Consider the following 19,361-nt stretch of genomic DNA (forward strand, 5'->3'; position numbering starts at 1 on the left):
AAATCAGGCGCCTCGTCGTAAAACTTGCACAACGCAGACTACCCCTCCCTCACATCCTCAGATGGTCCGTCTTTCGACGAACGCATCAGGTCAGCGCTATCCGCGCTCACTCACGACACAAAATGCAACTGTAGTGCTAGAAAAAAGCTGCATCTCAAGCTTATGCCCCGGCATATCCAGAAGTCCAACGCAGGGGAAATACGTCATCCGCTCGCGTGTCGAGCATGTCTTTGCCGATCAAAAATTACGGACGGAATTGTTCATCCGAACAGTCGACATCATTCGAGCCGTTATGACGATCGGGCTGGCCAATATCATCTACAACATGCGTCGCTGCCTCTTTTGCAAAAGTTTAACACCGCAAGCGTAGCAATTCAACGAATGATAACTCCCAATCCACGACGCAGATCAAAAGCCGATGTCACGAGCCAAGCTTATCAATCAGCGGCTCTTCAATCCCTCACCTGACTGATCACTTTACCAGTATGATAAAGACAGATGCTGCGGGAAAATATACGTCGCGCATGCGAGTGTTCTTCTGAACTTGATCATTAGTACTAAATTTCAAAAATTGACAAGACCATAAATTAATAGAGCGTCAACTAGCGCGAACAAATTTTATAATACTTCTCGACATTTTATCTCGTGCCCAATTCGGCATTTTTCTCCAAGGGGTAACGACATGAGCACTGTCCCCGTTAATCGTAACGGTACGACGCTGTTCTGTGCCGACCCATTCCGGAGCCCATGCTGTCTGCACTGTTGTAACCCACTGATTTCCTTCAATCCGATATCGACCAATATAAGCAACCAAGGTCTGCATCAGATTTGCACGATCCTCATCCGAGTGAGCAGGTTTACGCCCCGCTCCTTCAAGGTTAAAGGCAACCCATCCATCGGTCGTGAAGATTACTCTTCCTCGTGGAAAATCTCCCATTGCATCAATATACTCTTCCGATCCCTGCAATTCCACTTGGTAAGATACGAGCTTCCATGTTCCTATAATTTCCTTATCCAGGCTCATTTATTTTTATTTCCTTTTCATTTACTACCAAAACATCCTCTAATAATTAAGAAAAATTCTTAGAATTTAAATTTATTACTATTATATTCCATGTCTATACCATTATTTTTTGAATAAAAGAATTAATCGCTTACTCCCTTACGATGAAGGAAAAAAAATTTAAAACCTTCGTCAATTTTATGGATATTTCATATGATTATTCATATCTTTGTCATTCCGAATCTGCAAGGATTTTATCGTGACATCATCTTTTCCTCGAAGATCCATAGCCCTGTTTGCTAGCGCGTACGTGTTATCTTTTGTTGATCGGCAGATTCTCGCTCTTCTCATTACTCCAATAAAAGCGGAACTCTTACTGTCAGATTTTCAATTTGCGCTGCTGAACGGTCTCGCTTTTGCACTGCTATATTCAGTACTAGGGCTCCCCATCGCTGCGTTAAGTGATCGTATCGCCCGTCCGCCCATTATTGTTGCAGGAATTATTATTTGGAGTGCTGCAACGATTGCCTGCGGCCTCGCTCAAAATTTTTGGCAACTTTTCTTTGCGCGCATGGCTGTTGGCATTGGTGAAGCTGCCCTTGTTCCTGCGGTTTACTCTTTTCTGGCTGATATTGTTCCGTCAGAAAAGCTTGGTAGAACACTGGCCCTGTTTTCTCTTGGCTCATTTTTTGGTGCAGGTCTTGCATTTCTTTTTGGTGGAATGCTGATCAACCTGCTACATGCCACGCATGAGTGGCATGGAATTGTATCTTGGAAGCTATGCTTCATTTTCGTAGGGCTTCCTGGACTGCCTTTGGCATTATTAATTGGCCTGACAGTGCATGAGGTCAATGAAAGGCATTATACACCACAGAAACAAATGCCCGGATCAGCGTGGAAATTTTTCCTCAAAAATCCGACTTTCTTTTTACTGCACTTTTTCGGGTATTCATCAACCGCTGCTATCCTTTTCTCCATCCTAAGCTGGATGCCCGCCCTCTTACTGCGAGATAGAGACTTCTCTCACCAAAGTGTAGGCCAAATCATGGGCCTGACTGCAATAATATTTGGCTGCACTGGAGCTTATACCAGCGGGAAAATTATCGACTTCCTGTCAAAAAAAAGATACCGAAACCCCGCTGCAAAAGTTGGGATAACCGCAGCATTATCTGCTCCTTTCTTCTTATGCTGTGCCGTATTTTCAAACCACGATTCTGCTTGTATTGCATATTTTAGCATAGCCTTTTTCTGTGCGGCTATGCCGATGCCTCCCTCTGCTGTTGTGCTTCAGCAGGTCGTACCCAAACCCTTCAGATCGCAATTTTCAGCTGTTCTATTATTCTGTAATGCCTTGATCGGCCTCTCAGCCGGTTCAATGCTGATTGGTTATCTAGATGATCACGTTTTCAAAATCGCATCAGGGATCGCTCTTTCCCTGACTTTGGTTACGAGTGGAGCGGGGCTGCTTGCAGCGCTCCTGCTCTTCTTTTCAACAAAAGCCTATAAAAAATAGTCATATAATGGAAACTGGAGACGGCACATTATGCCGTCTCTTCTTTTCAGCTACAAAATGTCTCTTGTAGATGCTTCCACAAAAGCCCTTTTCCATTTGAAGAGTCATTGAACAAGACGCTGGACCAGCGCTCCGTTCGAACCTCTCCCTGCGTCTGGATCTCGCGATAGAAGGCCAGCATACCACCCTTGAAGGTCTGGCAAACGCGGACATCTCTGATCTCCATGACGAGGCCGGGCCGACTTCCTCGCAGAGCAGGTAGAACAGCAGCAAAATCTTCACGCGTGATAACGCGGCCGGCAGCACCTACCATCAGATACCCTGATGCAATACGATCTAGAATTCCAAGAGGGCTTTCACTCCCTTCGCCACAAAACCAATCCTGTAATAAACGGTGCAATTCAAGGATTTCAAATGACGCGGCCTGTTCAGCATTCTGCATGGACAATTTCTTTCTACAGAGGTGGATCAGGGCTTCATGAGCACTGAATGACTGGGAAATGCCTCTGCCCATCCAGTTCTCAGAGGGGCGATAAAGACATTTTCTGTGCGCGTCCTGGCAATTTTCCATACTCCCTCTTCCTTGCGAAACAGGTTATTCAGGCGGCTGGAACGCAAGAGCGAAGACCCGTCACTGAAAATCCAGGGCTGGCAATGGATCCACTGTCCGTCAGCCGTCTCACCATGGACATGAATCTGCTCGGACGTCAGGTAATGCACATTCAGCGCCAATTCAGGGTCTTTCTTCTGCCCCCAGAAACTTGAGAAATGTGCACGTATGGCGGCTTTGCCGTCACAGCGACCAAACTGATTATCATAGTATTCGCCAACCCCCTCCCAGATAGCATCCTCGGTGTAGAGGTCCATGATCCGGTCGATACGCTCTTCGTCAGAAGATATTCCTTCTTCCGGACACGGCGTATCACACAAAAACATGTATCGCGTTTGAATCCGTCGGATATCTGCCTCTGCTTCAAGCTGAGCAACCCGGCACTCCAGCTTTTCAAGATGTTTGGCAAGAACCTCATCCATGAATTTCACCTCACTACCGACAAATTACAGGGACAGGGCGAAACGGAAAAACAGTCTCAACCCATGCAGCAAAGTTCAGAAGCGCCTCATCCGCACCAAAAGCTCCCAGAAGTTGAAGCCCGACAGGAAGACCGTTGAGACCAACGAAACCTGGAAGTGTCACAGTAGGTATCCGTAGAAGCGTCCACAATCGGCTGAAAATCGGACTTCCGGTACCGTCTTCCAGTCTGGGTGCCTCTCCTGGAGCCGCAGGAGCCAGCAGGACGTCGTACTGCTTGAAAATTTCGGCAATGCCGGCTCGTAGCTTTTCGGCATCCACCAGAGCCGCACGGTAAACATCGTAAGTAATATCTCTTCCCGCGTCCAGAAGCTTGGTAATCTGAGGGCTTAGGAGAGATTTTCGCTCTGCATATTCCCACGCGAGCGCCTGACATGCTTCATAACTCATAATTGTCACATGCAGGTCGGCAGCCGTGACAAAAGTGGAGAGATCCACCTCTTCAACACTCACATGCTTTTGTAGCAAGGTCGCAGCGTTATGCAGGGCGATTCTGGTAGAAGGTTCAGCCTGATCCCACCAAGGAGTCTGGCAAATGCCTATCCTGACGGGAGTGGTGGGCTTGAGAGATACGGAGGCAGGAAGCGGACCTTTGAGGATACTATCTGCCAAAGCTGCCGTCGCGACATCAATCGTGATAGTGCCAAGTGTATCGAATGATGGAGCCAGCCCTTTGATCCCTGCAGCCGCGTATCGCCCGTAAGAAGGTTTGAACCCAACGACACCACAATAGGACGCAGGTCGCGTCAGAGATGCTGCCGTCTGGGACGCAAGACCGATATCGATCATGCCCGCAGCCACGGCCGCCGCTGAGCCACTTGAAGAACCACCCGGAGTTCTTGAAAAATCATGGGGATTAACGGTTGGACCTGCTTGGAAAAATGCAAATTCCGTTGTGACGGTTTTACCTAGGCAGAGGGCTCCAGCCGCTTTCAACTGCGCAACACAGGCCGCATCATTAACGGTATGATGCCCACTATAAATCGGCGATCCATACATGGTGGGATAATGAACGGTATCAATAATATCCTTCACCCCTACTCCGAGGCCTGACAGCACCCCGTCGGAGACTGTCTGGGCATCTTGCCGTAGGCGCGCAGGATCATAGCTGGAAAAAGCCTGAATCTGGGGCTCGTGCCGCTCAATACGTGCCAGAAGGCGTACAGCCTGCTCGGAAGCATTCTTGCTCATGAAAAAAGAGCCTTTTCTTTTCTTGAGTAACTCAGGCCAAAAGATCAAACGTACCACGATAGTAAAGCAGTGGTTTTTCGACATCTTCGTTCATCGTGATATGCACCGGTCGCGCAAGGAAGATTTCATGTGTTCCTCCACGGAGGGTCTCGACAACCTCAACTCCGATCTGGACAAGAGCGTCACGGACGAAGCAGGTTCCGTCTTCGTGACGAACGCAATGCTCGTCCATGGATTTCGCATGCGAGGGCATCGCAAAATGCCGGGCGATCCCTTCCTGTTCGTTGGAGAGGATACTCAGGCCGAAGCGTTGACTCTGCTCAATGGCACGGCACGTCGCGCTTCGGCGGTTCAGGCAGATCAGTAGCGTCAGTGGATCAAGAGAGACCGAACTGAGTGCACTGATGGTTGCACCTTGTTCCCCCTCATCTGAGCTCGCAGTTACGACAGCGACCCCAGTTGCAAAATGGGCCATGGCCTTGCGGAACGCATCCGAAGTCAGATCAGTCATACCGTATCTCCTGCCCAGAGTGGGCCACGCTCTTTTCGCATCTTGCGAACAGCAGCATCAAACATCTTGTCTGCCGCTGACGAACCCGCAATCAAAGCCGCCGCATCCTTGGCACAGCTTCGCTTGATCTCATCAGTAATGAGAACATCGGGCCCAGGAATCATACCAGCATGACATTGGATTTCAGCAGCGCGCTGGACGATCCACAGAAGGAAAAATGTCCGGGCGACATCCGCTTCACCCACTGCAATCCCGTGATTGCGAAGGACCATAACGTGACGGTCCCCAAGGCTTTCCAACATCCGAGGCCGTTCTTCATCATAAAGCGTAATGCCCTCGAAATCATGATAACCAACACGCTCGAAAAGCTGGGCACCATAAAAGTTATCGTGGCTGAAACCGCCCTGTTTCATGGCTACAGCACAGACTGCATTCGTATGCGTATGAATGACGCAGTGAATGTCTTCCCGGGCTGTATGAATGGAGCCATGCAGGGCAAAGCCTGCCGGGTTGGGCTTATGGGCAGACTCACCAACAAGCTGTCCGTCTGCATTGACGATAAGCAGGTTCTCCGGTGTGACCTCATCATAATTCAGGCCAAACGGATTCACCAGATATCGCTTCGGCTCACCCGGGAGCCGAAGCGAAATATGATTGAAAATCATCTCCGTCCAGCCGTAATAATTGATCAAATGGTAGCACTCAGCTAGCCTTTTTCTCAGGCACCACTCTTCTGTCGATGTATCCATCGTCATGATTTCGCTCCCTATATTTGAATTCGATGTACAGCTTTGAATTCAACAATCTTCAAAATTGCCGATGTCACAGGCATCGGGGCATTCAGATTCTGAGCGACCTTTGTAATAGCCTCTCCGATAGCGGCTAATTCCAGCGTTCGGCCAGCTAGAAAGTCCTGAAGCATGGATGTCTGATGCGGCCCTGCCTGAAAAATCGCATCCTGAATTTGTTCGACACTCTGTAACGAACTTAGACCACAGGCCTTGCCAGTCGCGAGTACCTCTTCCAGCACCACTTGAATAACAGCCGATATCCTTGGCGACTTCGCCATCTCAGACAGCGTAGCTTCACACAGAACTGAAAGCGGGTTTGTTGCTAGATTGGCAGCGATCTTGTTCCAGATATCACACTGAATTTCCGAACTCAGTCGAACGCCGACACCGGCTTCAGTAAACAGCGCCGCAAGACGTTGCAGACGTCTATCAGGCTGAGCTCGATTAATATGCCCGAGAACCAGCGTCGGACTGCGGGCGGATTGAACAATACCAGGTCTCTTCTGCTCGGTCATCGCATAAGCTACTGCCCCGACCAAGTTTGATGACGAAATTGTCTTTGCAAGCCTGCCGTCAGGGTCGAGCAATGGTGATGCTGCCTGAAATACCCCGCCACGTTCCGCTGCCATCCACCAGGGAAATCCGTTTACAACAGGCACAACGAGTGTCTGCACACCGATCGCGTGCTTTACAGTCTGAGCCAAATCAGCGAGTTGATAGGACTTCCCCACCAGAATAATAATATCCTGAGTACAATCGGGGGCCCGAATATCCGCTACGGGATGGCAGGTCTGCGTTCCATGCTCATCCAGAAGAACAAGCCCGTCTGCCCTAAGCACTTCAAGCGTCTCACCACGGGCAACAACCGAAAGATCAATGTCCAGAGTAGACAGCATGCCGGCCAGGGTTCCCCCCAGTGCACCAATTCCCGCGACACAGATTTTCGGACGAGCCATCAGAGATCAACCACAAGAAGCGGTGACTTTGCACGTGAACAGCACAAGGCAATCTGCTCCGAGCGTTCGTCGTTCGTCAGGTATTCATCCCTATGATCCGGGTCACCCTCAAGAAGATCCACGACACATGTGCCACAGATACCTTGTTCACAACTGACTGTTACCTTGACACCTACTCGCGCCAGAGCCGCCGTAATAGTTTCATCAGCACCGACCTGAACCCGTACACCCGACTTGGCGGCCAGCACCTCGAAGCACTCTCCACCACTGACTGGAAGCGCTGAAAAAGCCTCCCGATGGATCTGTGCATCAGGCAAACCCGCCAAACGTGCGCTTTCCTCCACAGCATCCATCAAGGCAACAGGACCGCAGGTATAAATATGGGCCCCTGTTACCACTGCATCCCGGAGAGCACTCGACGGATCAAAACGTGGTGCGCTACGATTACTCCGGTCATGAATCTGAACACAGGATGCGAACGGAGCGGCCTGCAGAATAGGCGCGAACACAGGATCACGCGCAATATAATGCAATGTGAATGGCCGTTTATGGTCCCAAAGGTCATATGCCATCGCCATGAGTGGGGTCACGCCAATTCCACCCCCGACAAAAATACTATGCCCTTTCGACACAGCAAGCGGGAACAGATTACGGGGGGCGCCAATCTCCAGCTCCGCGCCAGACTTCACCTGCTGATGAACAGCTCTGGATCCACCGCGGGAGTTCTCATCCAGAAGAACAGCCAAACGATAGCGGGTTCCATCAGCAGGATCTCCACACAGGGAATACTGCCGAATCAGGCCATTTCCCAGCAGGAGATCAACATGCGCTCCTGCGTTCCATGCAGGAAGCTCGCCGATCAGAGGAAGCAGGTCAAAATACAGAACCTGCCCCATCAGTTCACAAGAGCCCACCCGCACCCTAATTGTCTCCAGTGTCACCGCAGTTTTCATCGCATGTACAGCCCACTGTTAATATCAATGGTGGCGCCAGTCATTGAGCCCGCAGAGGGATGCGCCAGTTCTGCCACCATGCGCGCAACCGTTTTCGGGTCGCCAAGCCTCCCGGTCGGCAGTGCTGCAATCAGGCCTGCAATACGATCTGCTCCGATGGTTTCCGCTACCGAAGGCAGATCCAGCGGTCCAGGAGCCACGGTATTCACCGTAATCCCGAAAGGCGCCAAATCCCGCGCAAACACCTTCGTTAGGGTATGGATCGCCCCTTTCGACGCCGCATAATGCGCGCCAGTAGCTGTTCCTCCGTTTTCACCAGCCAGAGAACCAATATTGACGATACGACCCTCAGCGTTTCTTGCACGCAATCTGCGCGCAAAGCGCTGGCAGCCCAGAAACGTGCCACGGACGTTGACAGCCATGACTGCATCGAAAGTTTCGATATCAATATCAAGAACCTTCTGAGCCTTCATAACCGCAGCATTATTCACCAGCAGCCAAGGCAGACCAAAATGCTGCTCGACCGCATCCAGTCCCTTCTCGACAGAATCTTCGGAGGCTACGTCCATCTGCACCGCAAAGGCATTCTCACCCCAGTCCAACGCAAGAGACTGAGAGGCCGCAAAATCCAGATCCGCAACGGCAACCCGATATCCTTCAGATAACAGGTGCTCGGCAATGCAGGCCCCCAGCCCACGTGCAGCACCCGTTACCAGCACAACGCGGCTCAAAGGATATAACTCACAGCAGTCAGCGCCTCTGTCGAGATCAGAAGACGAACCACTTTAAGCGCAATCTTCAGACCATCATTCGTCATTTCAAGACGGTAGTTCAGGTTCGCCGCATAGTCATGCACACGCCCCTGACGCAGCTCCTGAAGCATTTGCGCGCAACGCAATGTGCAACTGGTTTCACTGCTATCCATCATTCGATAACGCGACAACAGCCGAACTGTCCGCGCCGGCGGAGCGGCAGAAATAGAACGCCCGCTCAGCAGACGAACAACGCGCTTTTCGCGCATTTCTGCGTCATCATAAGCGTAATTGAGAACTTTTTCGAAATCCTCGGCATTCGGATCAATCGGAACCACATAACGGCCATCCGGCGTATACAGCTTGAGCCAGTCATGGAAATCTCCATGATCCAGCATGTCAGCTTCCAGCGTGATGAGCGCTACTGCGTCTTCAAGCGTGATGCTCATTCGCCAACTTCCTCCGTCATCGCGACCAGCCACTGCTTATAGGCAGCCCGCATTCCAGTCTCGGCACTGACATCACTAAACAGATTACCGTCTTCACGTTGCGCTTCGTGTCCAATGCCGCGATTGAGTAGGATGGAAATATCCTTTCCGGCGAGCGATCCCCGCTGTACACGATCCCAGGCTTCAGCGTCATCGGGCGTACCAAAGCCCATGGGCCCCTGGAAATGTTCGTGCAGACGAAGACGCACTTCGTTTGCAATATCCGGACCGCCGTCCATACCGATTGCGATATGCCGAATTTCAGTCTCCATCACACTCAATGGCCGCAGAACACGGAAAAATGCCATTGAGCACGCAAGATTTGGGAACAGGTTCAGGTTGAATCCGGATCCACCAACTGCCCGAACAATCTTGCGGACCTGTTCATCGGGATAATCTTTCGCGAGTTCTGTCGCGAGTTCAGTGAACCGTTCTGGAATAGGCGCATCAAGCCCCTCGTCCAGATCCACCAGTTCCGGAATCATAACCATTACGGAATGGCCATGACCCAAGTCCTCGACAAACCCTGCACCTCCAACGAAATCGAAAGTATTTTGCGTTTCCTGATCGACAGAGTCCAAAAAGGATTTATGTACAATCGGAAAATGGTAGGCATCCGTAGTGTTTTCGAGCTGGATCTTCCAGTTGCCAGGGAAGGTAAATTTGTGCTCGCCCATTGTTTTGACAGGCCAACCAGCGCCCTGCTTCATGAACAGGTCAATCCACGGCTTCGCACGCCCCAGCCAGGCATCAAGGGACATGATCTCCTTGTCGAACGTTGCAAAGATCAGCCCATTGTATTCTTCAACCCGCAGCGCAACGAGTGGTAGCTTGGACTTATCGAGCTGGCCAGTATAGCCATCTTGATGCGGAACACCGCGCAGGGCACCATCAAGTCCATAGGCCCAACCATGATACGGACAGACAAAGCTCGCAGTCTTGCCGTGCTTGAGTTCACAAACCGTCGCAGCACGATGACGGCAACGATTCAGCATGACATGCACAGCACCTTTACGATCACGCGAAACGATCACCGGGTGGGAACCAACGAACGTTGTGATGAAGTCACCCGGCTCAGGAAGATCGCTCTTATGTGCCACCCAGATCCAGTTATGCATGAAAATGCGATCCATTTCCATATCGTACAGATCCGGGTCACTGTAGATAGACCCGTCAGCACGGTCTTCGCCCAAAAGACGCTTGGGGTCAGGCAAATTCAGCATGTGCAATTCTCCCTGTTGGTTCAGGTTTGATATGAAAAGTCTCGAAGGAAGTCAGGGATAACCAGGTCGACTGCCTCGCCCGAGAATCACGCGTCCGGCCGCTTCGTAATTTCCCTTGGCCATGAAGGCGTGCTGCGCAACGACAGCGCAGTCCTGCATGCAGCGTCCAAGGATATGGTCGGTCTGCACGGCTGCGATCCCCCCCAGTCCGAAACACATCCGTGCCACATCTGAAGACACCTGCGCAGCATGCGTTGCTGCAAGGCGAATACGATTTGCCATCGCTTCGGGAACAGTCTGACCAGCTACCAGAAGAGCCCAGGTTTCGTCCGTCACACCAAAGAAAAAGGCGCGTGCGGCCAAAAGCATAGCTTCTGCCTCTCCTATTACCGCCTGAACATGAGCACGATCTGCCATGGTAGGCGCGCCCGTAATTGAGCGGCGTCCATCCGCCATTGCAATCACTTCGTCCAAAGCGCGTCTGGCGCAGCCAAGACCGACAACCGTCAGCACCTGCGCTGCAAGCCCCAGAGAAGGGTATCGATAGATAGGCTTATCCAGCATCGGCGCACCGCCGCGGATAAAAGTCCATTCTTCGGGAACACGGACACCTTCAACAATCACATCGTGACTACCCGTTCCTGCGAGCCCGATCGTGTTCCATGTTTCTTCAATCCTGACGGACGACGCCGGCATCACCGCCGTTCTGGGTAAACCCCCACTCTCACCCGCCACAGCAATCCCAACGCCAATCAGCGATGCGCCCGGGCAACCGCTAGCATAGGGCCAACGGCCGTTTACGATAAAGTCGCTCCCGGAAACTTCTGCCGCCTGAGGCGGGAAAATGGCCCCGGCAAAGACGACATCCGGCCCTTCTGCGTAAATAGTTTCAAGTGTAGCAACAGGAAGTGCCGCCAGATAGGTTGCAGAAACGCCGAAACTTGCAACCCAGCCCGCAGAACCATCAGCATGCCCAATGGTCTCAATGAGCTCCAGAAAGGTCGATGGCGACACTTCCAGACCACCAAACTGCGTCGCAACAAGCGCACGGTAAACACCGACATGCTGGAAGCCTTCAACGATATCCTGAGGAACACGACGCACCCTCCGGAATTCGAGAGCCCGCTCGCGAATCTCTTCAAGAAGAGCACTGAGAGCAGGCTGGTCCAGCATATTTTTGGGTTGGCTGTCAGCCACATGCCTCAACATCAAATACCCTTTCCCGAACTCAATAGAGTGATGACACAACACCCATACACCGGCCGTACGCGAAACTCTGTCTTCTGATTTGACCCGTCTACGTTCATTGGATGAGCGTCCCCTGACAGCAATTCATGAATGTTACGCTATCGACGTTTAGTGGATTATTCCACTACTTTTTCATTAAAGATTTCTTCGATTGTCAGTCGAAATTCAGCAAGCACCATGCTTAGAATGAAACTCCACCCTGGACGTACCACTGACGGCCACGATCAAAAGATTTTTGGTAATTTCCAAAACTTCCGGAGTAACTTCCCCAAGACATGAATTTCTCATTGGTCGCATTATCGAGCCCGACCATGAAATTATATCTCTCATTTGTACTGACCCATCGCGCACTCATATTAACCGTAATATATTTTTTCTGAATTAGAGTATTATACATAATTGCGTTTAAATTAGCATTATATCTGGATCGATACATTGCATCAACACGCGGTGTTATTACACCATACGAGCCAAGATCTATTCTTTTTGAAATACCTACGTTGCCAGTCCATTTTGAGACGAGGACAAACATGGAATTCAGGTTAAGTCCCTGCACACTGGCTGTCAGGCTGGTATAATGAGCATCAGTCATGCCCACAGAGCCATTCACAGTCCAACCGTCACCAAGAGCATATTGGCCTTCAAGTTCAAATCCTGAGATCTGGGCTTTACCAGCATTCGTATAATAGGGACCAATATTTGTTGCATCTGCCACGAGAAGCTGAACATCATCATAAAAAGTAAAAAAACCTGCTGCGCTCAGGCGCAGTCTGTGATTTAGACCATAATACTTCAGACCACCCTCAAATGTATTAACGCTTTCGGGGCGGAAAGACGGTGGAGCCGAAGCAATATTGGTCAGACGCTGAGTAAATCCACCACCTTTGAATCCCTGTGAGAACGTGGTGTACCCCATCAACTCCGGCATGAACTGATATGAGATATTAACCATCGGCGTCCAACGGGCATTATTATTATGATACGCTTTTAGAGGGACGATCCGAGTTCCATTAGGAATAGAAATAATTGGCGCACCAATTGTATGAGTATAATATTGATTGGGAATAAAAGTCTTATCGTCCTCCGTGTATCTTACGCCAGCCGTCACGTTTAATTTTTTAGTAAACGAGTATGTTACCTGTGCATAAGCTGCATAATTTTTATCTTTGAACTTTCCACCACTCATCAGGCTTAATATGTAAAACTGCGTCGGATTAACATCGTAACCAGACTGATCGAAATAATAAACGCCCGTTGAATAATGAAGCTTGTTGTTTAAAGCACGACCGTTCGCTTGAAATTCTTCAGAAAATTGCTTTTCCTGATAGTGATCTGTAACATAGTTAATCCCAATAGGAGACCCGTCACGATCCTGCGCAAATTGACCAACAGTTTTACGGTAAGCAGTAATAGATTTCAGATCCAAATAATGGGAAATCTCATAATCTACTGTTGCCGATGTAGACCAATTGGTCATATTGGAATAATCAGGCTGACTGCCGTAATTGGTATTCTTGCTATAGTATCGAGAATTGTAACAAGATACCGCCGAGCAATTCGTATACGTGCCGCCTGCGAGATTGTTGTTTAACGCAATCATGCTGCTCGTGGCAGAGGGATTAACCCCTGTCGTCACAAAGGGCGCGCCATTGCTGCGGTCTCGCGTCCAGTCTCCGCGAAGCACAACACTCAATTTGTCGATCGGATGCCAGCGCAATGCGCCCTTATACACCTGCGTGTCCTGGTTACCGAGTTTTCGCTGGTTTTTTTGATACGGTGCGTTAACGTAACCGTCCTGCATAAAACTACCAACCGAGAAGTTGGCAGCCAATGTCTTTGTCAAAGGAACGTTGAAAAAGAGACGCGCATTAATTCGATTTGCAGTGCCATACTTCACATCAGCTTTGGCGGAGAGCTTGTCGTTAGGCGTCAGGGAGGAAACGGATACTGCCCCACCAATTGTATTCCGGCCAAACAGTGTTCCTTGTGGGCCACGCAAGACGGATACGTTCGCAATATCCACCATGTTCAAAACAGCCCCGACCGGGCTTCCTACATAGACCCCGTCAACATACATCCCTACACCAGGATCAACACCAAAAGAGAAGTCAGTCTGGCCGATACCGCGAATAAAGACTGCTGCAGCATTCGCAACGCCTGAATTAGACGCGACATTTCCAAAACTGATATTGGGAGCCATATCCTGGATTTTGGCGATCGATGTGATACCTCGCTCCGTAAACTGCGTGCCTGTCACAGTCGTCATGGAAATAGGGGTTCGCTCGATCCGCTCACTGCGCCTCCGAGCCGTCACGGTGACTTCTTCCAACCGCGTTGCGTTAATTGCCTTGCGTGTTGCCTTATGCACAGACACAGCTTTCTTATGCGATGCAGCACTGATGGTAGCAGCATGCCCAAGGCCAGCATCCAACATGAATGAAACAGAGAGCGCTGAGCATCCTGAATAAAGGAGTGCTTTACGAACGACTCTTGTAACGCGCATGGCGCTCTTGCCAGTTTCTGTGCTCGATGGTTTTAAGCGCATGTTACTCATTTCCTCATCATTCTCACACACTCAGAAAAACAGCGCGGAACATAGAAACGATACCGAAACATTATATGGGGGGATACAAACATGTAGCCTTCCTCATGGAAGGTTTTCATTGCGAATCCGAACCATGTATGCGTTCCCAATAGCCCCATGTTGGGAATAATCTTGTGAAATGTCCACTAAAACATATCAGATTCGGAATAATCTAAAAGAAAACTTCAAACCTCGGCCTCAGGAGGCCTTAATGGTTTCTGCTAATCAGAAAATTACGGATATCTTCAGCTTCGGATGCCCCGAGAACAGTTGAGAAACTAGGCATTCCATAATTGATCAAAGCACCGTTCCGCACAACGGTCTGAAACCCTTCTTTGCTTTCCAGTGCACCAGACCAGCGCAAGTCTGGCAAAACGCCTCCAGAAACAGCATTATCCCCATGACAGGCCATGCAATAACTCTGATAGGACGTATAGCCCTGCCGTGCTCTGTCTTTATCAAATGTCTGAGTTGTTTTAACGGGCTTCTGAGCATGTCTGGTTTCGTCAGGAAGGCTGTCATGACCATTCAGAGCAAAAACCAGTAGACGCGAATGGTTGATACTGGAGTTTCGTATTCTAGCCAGCGCTCCTCCCATCAAAGGAAACGCGCCCCCCCAACCAACTTCCAACGCAATATACTGCTTACCATTCACCTCATACGTCATAGGAGGCGCAACCACCCCGGTATGCGTGTCAAACCGAAACAGACGATGCCCGTCCTGAGCAGAATACGCCTCAAAATTCCCCGTCGACAGACCTTGAAATACAAGATCTCCACCTGTCGCCAGTATACCGCCGTTCCAAGGGGCCTCATGCGGCACACGAAACGCAGCCTTCCCGGCCACTGGGTCCCATGCGAGGAGCCAACCCTCTACAGTTTTTGAGACCTCCCCAAGAACCTTGGGATCCGCTGGAAGACCGGTCATATCGATACCAAGGTTCACGCCAATCTTGTGCAGCCCCATGTTTTCGTCTGCCTTGAATGGCTCGGGAAGCTGCTGGGCAGGAATATAAACGTATCCAGTCTTGGGGCTATAGGCCATCGGTGCCCAGTTATGTCCTCCCAAAGAACCTGGAATGCCAAACCATGTTTTTCCACTCAAAGACCACATTGCATCCGGCACAATATCTGGTCGCCCTGTTTTGGGATCAATTCCCTTTGCCCAATTCTGAAAAGTGTAAGGCACGGCAGAGAGAAACTCTCCTGTTTCGGCATCCAGCATATAGAAAAAGCCGTTTTTAGGCGCCTGCACCAGAACATGCCGCATCTTTCCCTTGACCGGCAGGTCAAGGATCATCATCGGTTGGGATGCTGTAAAATCCCACTGGTCCTTCGGGGTTTCCTGAAAATGCCAGACATACTCGCCCGTGTCCGGACGAACTGCGACAATACTGGCAACAAACAGATTATCGCCAATGCCATTAGACCGAAACTTGTAGTTCCACGGAGAACCATTACCGACCCCGAGATAGACAAGATCCGTGACTGGGTCATAGAGAATTGAGTCCCAGACTGTCCCGCCGCCTCCCGAATGAAGCCAGCCTCCCGTCGGACTCCAGCTTGGATAGGCAACCGAGGCCAGTACTTTGTCGGACACAGCATGATCTGGCTTATTCCCCGGTGCCGGAACGGTAAAAAAGCGCCATTTTAGCTTACCCGTTACAGCATCGAAGCCCGAGACAAACCCTCGTGCACCAAATTCAGAGCCCCCATTGCCAATGATGACTACCCCTTTTGCAACTCTCGGTGCGCCATCAATAGTATAGGAACGGATATCACCCAGTGCCGCATCGTGCGGAATAGTGTCAACACTCCAGAGTAGAGCGCCTGATTTGGCGTCCAGAGCAATCAAACGGCCATCAAACGTCCCGACATAAACACGCCCATCCTGAAAAGCGGCCCCACGGTTAACCGTATCGCAACATCCTCTCCCTGCGATATTGCCCGGAACCCTTGGATCATAACGCCAGAGCACACGGCCCGTTGCAGCATCGAGAGCTTCGACCTTGCTCCAGTTTGTCGTCGTGTACATAACGCCATCCACGACTAACGGCGTCGCTTCCTGCCCTCTCAGAGTATCAAAATCCTGATGCCAAGCCAGCCCAAGTCGACCGATCGTCTGGGTATTGATCTGATCCAGTGGGCTGTAACGCTGCTCAAATGCGGTCCGACCGTGCTGCGGCCAGTCGGCTGGTTTTGCAGTGCTGTCGCCAGCCCAGGCGACGGAGGACATAATCGTGCCACAAACACTCAGTGCAAGAATCGATCGTTTCATAGTCATGTGTCCTGCCTCAGTGCTGAATGCAGATGGATTTCGTCTCGGTGAAAGCATCCAGCCACCCCGTTCCAAAATCACGACCAATCCCTGAGTCCTTGATACCACCGAACGGCATATTCGGATCAATCATGACATGACTGTTGACCCACACAGTACCCGCTTCCATTTTCGGCGGAAGGCGCATGGCAGCATCCAGACTTCCAGTCCAAAGGCTTGCTGCCAGGCCAAAAGGCGTATCATTGGCCTTGCTCAAGGCCTCTTCCGCGTTCTTCACACGCGTGAGCGTCATAACCGGTCCAAAAACTTCATCGCGCGCCAGAGGCAGACTGTCATCGGGATTAATCACCAGTGTCGGGCGAACATAAAATCCCTGCTCATTCGGCGCAGCCGGTCCCTGAAGCATCTCCGCACCGGCTTCGGTTGCTCCATCCAGAAACGACTGGATTTTTTTCTGGTGCTGAGACGATACGACGGGATTAATGAATGCATTTTCGTCCATCCCTGGACCAATGCTCATTCCGGAAAGAGCCTGCTGCAAACCCGCTGCTACACGGTCGAATAATGGCTCTTCTACGTAAATGCGCGAACAGGCTGCACAGACCTGTCCCTGATTCATAAAGCCTGCCATGGTCAGACCACCGACAACCCGCCCAAGATCAGCATCAGCCAGCACGATCGCGGGGTTTTTCCCACCCAGTTCAAGCGAGACGCGAGCAAGTCTTGAGGCACAGTTCTGGGCAATACGTTTGCCAACAGGCGTCGAACCCGTAAAGCTGACCTTTGCAACATCAGGGTGCTGCACTAGACACTCTCCGGCTATACGACCGGTTCCTGTGAGAATGTTGAAGACACCGTCGGGGACACCGGCTTCAGTCGCCAGTTCTCCAAAACGAAGCATGGTGAGCGGTGTCGTTTCGGAGGGCTTCACAATCACCGAACATCCCGCTGCAAGCGCAGGAAGAACCTTCCACACACCAATCAACAGTGGAAAATTCCACGGGACGATGCCCGCTACGACACCAATAGGTTCTTTACGGGTGTAAGCCGTGTAGCGAGCTCCGGGTGGCATCTGAATGGAGACATCGAAAGTCTGACCGGTGATCTTGGTCGTCAAGCCCGCAACGTAGCGGATCCAACTCTGGGCGCCTCCAACTTCAAGGAGGCGCGACAACATAATGGACTGACCTTGTTCCAGTGTTTCAAGCTGTGCCAGGATTTCAGCATCCCGCTCTACCAGATCAGCCAATCGCAGTAGAATGCGTTCCCGATCTGCCGGACGCATTTCGCGCCAGACGCCTTTACGAAAGCTGTTTTTGGCAGACCCAACTGCACGTTGCACGTCTTCATATGTCGCATCCGCGACTGACGCTATGACAGACCCCGTTGCCGGGTTAAAGACTGGCAGGCGCCCCTCTCCACTGGAGCTTACCCATTTTCCATCCAGATAAAGGCTATGCGTCCGGGCAAGAAACGCCTGAACTTCCGGAAGAACGGATGTCACAGTCATACATGTTCTTTCATGATACTCGATGAGGGAACAGGCTCACAGGCCGCACCACTTACATCCCGAAGAAAGTCTTTGCCTCCCTCTCTGAGCGCGGCGATATCGCGCGCACCGAGCAGGGTCATCGTGGACCTTAATCCCTGATGAAAATAATCAATGACATCAGCCACGCCCTTCTGGCCTTCTGCAGCAAGACCAAAGGCCCAAGGACGGCCAATCATCACACCACTAGCTCCCAGAGCCATCGCTTTGGCAATGTCAGACCCGTATCTGAAACCACCATCCACAAGAATATCCAGACGGCCATTTGCTGCCTGAACATTTTCACTCAGCATTTCAAAACCAGACACAGCTCCATCAAGCTGACGGCCACCATGATTGGAAAGCACAATGCCCTCCGCGCCGAGTTCAGCGCTCCGCCGTGTATCTTCAGGATGAAGAACACCCTTAATCACCAGACGACCTTTCCAGACCTCACGGATCCACTTCAGATCCAGCCAGTTGATCGTTGGGTCTAGCTCTCGGGAAATCGTCGCTGATTGGGCAAAAAACGTTTTCCCCATGCCGTATGGCTCCAGATTGGCCATAAGCCGACCACCCTTGTGCGCCATGTTCCATGTCCAGCCAGGACGGATCATCATCTGGGTGAAGTGTCGAAAAGAGAGCTTGGAAATGCTCCGAAAACCATTCCGAGCATCGCGTTCGCGCATTGGCGTCACCGGAGTATCCACCGTCACGACAAGCGTTCGTACACCTGCGTTCCAGACCCGCTGGAGCGTATCACGCGTGATGGCACGGTCCCGGAAAATATAGAGCTGAAACATCAGAAGCGCAGGATCAACCGCCCTCGCAATATCCTCTATTGACTGGATCGAAAAGTGAGAAAGACACGTCTGAATACCTGCAGCAGCGGCCGCTCTGACCACTGCAACCTCCCCTTCCACAGAAAGCAGACCACCCATCCCAACAGGGGCCAGAACAAGCGGAAAGGTCTGGTGAGTTTCGAGAATTTTTACAGCAGTGTCAGGAGCAGAGACGCCACAAAGAATCGCGGGGATGAACCTGACGGCCGAAAGGGAAGCAAAGTTATTTTTCAGAGAAGCTTCTGAATACGCCCCCCCGTCCACATAATCGAACAGCCAGCGAGGCAGCGTTCTTCGTGCTGCAAGACGAGCGTCTTCGACGGAAATGAGCACTCACCACCTCCAGAACCATACCAAGATCGTTAGGACAGAACGATTCGATACTATTCCGGAATGGTGGATAATTCCAG

The 19,361-nt window shown here is 51.0% G+C and carries 17 protein-coding genes and 1 pseudogene; 2 read left to right on the forward strand and 16 right to left on the reverse strand.

What is annotated here, in order from left to right; translation table 11 throughout:
• Positions 1-138: 138 nt before the first annotated feature.
• Positions 139-370 (forward strand): annotated as a pseudogene (locus tag B7444_RS16415) (IS5/IS1182 family transposase); the annotation flags it as partial.
• A 228-nt stretch (positions 371-598) separates the two neighbouring features.
• Here B7444_RS16415 and B7444_RS12860 read toward each other — a convergent pair.
• Positions 599-1,024 (reverse strand): lipocalin-like domain-containing protein, encoded by a 426-nt coding sequence (locus B7444_RS12860; protein WP_048855190.1) that lies wholly within the window; start codon positions 1,022-1,024, stop codon positions 599-601.
• 238 nt (positions 1,025-1,262) lie between these two features.
• Between B7444_RS12860 and B7444_RS12865 the strand changes: the two genes are divergently transcribed.
• The gene (locus tag B7444_RS12865; protein WP_007284218.1) at positions 1,263-2,516 is read left to right on the forward strand and encodes a spinster family MFS transporter; all 1,254 of its coding nucleotides are present in this window, start codon (positions 1,263-1,265) and stop codon (positions 2,514-2,516) included.
• 46 nt (positions 2,517-2,562) lie between these two features.
• Here the strand turns inward: B7444_RS12865 and B7444_RS12870 are convergent, their stop codons facing one another.
• From B7444_RS12870 to B7444_RS12940, 15 genes are all read right to left on the reverse strand, one after another.
• Positions 2,563-2,958: a hypothetical protein gene (locus B7444_RS12870; protein ID WP_007284219.1), complete on the reverse strand. Its 396-nt coding sequence runs from the start codon at positions 2,956-2,958 to the stop codon at positions 2,563-2,565.
• A gap of 26 nt (positions 2,959-2,984) precedes the next feature.
• The gene (locus B7444_RS12875) at positions 2,985-3,548 is read right to left on the reverse strand and encodes a nuclear transport factor 2 family protein (RefSeq protein ID WP_007284220.1); all 564 of its coding nucleotides are present in this window, start codon (positions 3,546-3,548) and stop codon (positions 2,985-2,987) included.
• Between the two features lie 13 nt (positions 3,549-3,561).
• On the reverse strand, positions 3,562-4,797 hold the full coding sequence (locus B7444_RS12880; protein ID WP_007284221.1) for an amidase: 1,236 nt from the start codon (positions 4,795-4,797) through the stop codon (positions 3,562-3,564).
• A 31-nt stretch (positions 4,798-4,828) separates the two neighbouring features.
• A complete protein-coding gene (locus B7444_RS12885) occupies positions 4,829-5,308 on the reverse strand; it encodes a flavin reductase family protein (protein ID WP_007284222.1) in 480 nt (159 codons plus the stop codon).
• Positions 5,305-6,063, reverse strand: a complete 759-nt coding sequence (locus B7444_RS12890; protein WP_035730571.1) for a class II aldolase/adducin family protein — start codon at positions 6,061-6,063, stop codon at positions 5,305-5,307. The genes B7444_RS12885 and B7444_RS12890 overlap by 4 nt, the downstream gene beginning before the upstream one ends.
• 11 nt (positions 6,064-6,074) lie before the next feature.
• Positions 6,075-7,055 (reverse strand): ketopantoate reductase family protein, encoded by a 981-nt coding sequence (locus B7444_RS12895; protein WP_007284224.1) that lies wholly within the window; start codon positions 7,053-7,055, stop codon positions 6,075-6,077.
• The gene (locus B7444_RS12900; protein WP_231502985.1) at positions 7,055-7,975 is read right to left on the reverse strand and encodes a PDR/VanB family oxidoreductase; all 921 of its coding nucleotides are present in this window, start codon (positions 7,973-7,975) and stop codon (positions 7,055-7,057) included. Before B7444_RS12900 ends, B7444_RS12895 begins: the two co-directional genes overlap by 1 nt.
• 29 nt (positions 7,976-8,004) lie before the next feature.
• Positions 8,005-8,739 carry an SDR family NAD(P)-dependent oxidoreductase gene (locus tag B7444_RS12905; RefSeq protein ID WP_007284226.1) on the reverse strand — a complete coding sequence of 245 codons (735 nt, stop codon included), beginning with the start codon at positions 8,737-8,739 and terminating at the stop codon, positions 8,005-8,007.
• Positions 8,736-9,209 (reverse strand): aromatic-ring-hydroxylating dioxygenase subunit beta, encoded by a 474-nt coding sequence (locus tag B7444_RS12910; protein ID WP_007284227.1) that lies wholly within the window; start codon positions 9,207-9,209, stop codon positions 8,736-8,738. The genes B7444_RS12905 and B7444_RS12910 overlap by 4 nt, the downstream gene beginning before the upstream one ends.
• Complete coding sequence (locus B7444_RS12915; protein WP_007284228.1) at positions 9,206-10,471, reverse strand: aromatic ring-hydroxylating oxygenase subunit alpha; 1,266 nt, start codon at positions 10,469-10,471, stop codon at positions 9,206-9,208. Before B7444_RS12915 ends, B7444_RS12910 begins: the two co-directional genes overlap by 4 nt.
• 51 nt (positions 10,472-10,522) lie before the next feature.
• A complete protein-coding gene (locus tag B7444_RS12920; RefSeq protein WP_007284229.1) occupies positions 10,523-11,680 on the reverse strand; it encodes an acyl-CoA dehydrogenase family protein in 1,158 nt (385 codons plus the stop codon).
• A gap of 220 nt (positions 11,681-11,900) precedes the next feature.
• Complete coding sequence (locus B7444_RS12925) at positions 11,901-14,264, reverse strand: TonB-dependent receptor (protein ID WP_231502986.1); 2,364 nt, start codon at positions 14,262-14,264, stop codon at positions 11,901-11,903.
• Between the two features lie 247 nt (positions 14,265-14,511).
• On the reverse strand, positions 14,512-16,581 hold the full coding sequence (locus tag B7444_RS12930; RefSeq protein ID WP_146911384.1) for a PQQ-dependent dehydrogenase, methanol/ethanol family: 2,070 nt from the start codon (positions 16,579-16,581) through the stop codon (positions 14,512-14,514).
• Positions 16,582-16,597: 16 nt separating this feature from the next.
• Positions 16,598-18,091, reverse strand: coding sequence for an aldehyde dehydrogenase family protein (locus B7444_RS12935; RefSeq protein ID WP_007284232.1), 1,494 nt, complete (start codon positions 18,089-18,091; stop codon positions 16,598-16,600).
• Complete coding sequence (locus tag B7444_RS12940) at positions 18,088-19,284, reverse strand: alpha-hydroxy acid oxidase (RefSeq protein ID WP_007284233.1); 1,197 nt, start codon at positions 19,282-19,284, stop codon at positions 18,088-18,090. Before B7444_RS12940 ends, B7444_RS12935 begins: the two co-directional genes overlap by 4 nt.
• Positions 19,285-19,361: the final 77 nt, after the last annotated feature.

The organism is Gluconobacter thailandicus F149-1 = NBRC 100600 (genome assembly GCF_000964465.1).
In the GTDB taxonomy this organism is placed as follows: domain Bacteria; phylum Pseudomonadota; class Alphaproteobacteria; order Acetobacterales; family Acetobacteraceae; genus Gluconobacter; species Gluconobacter thailandicus.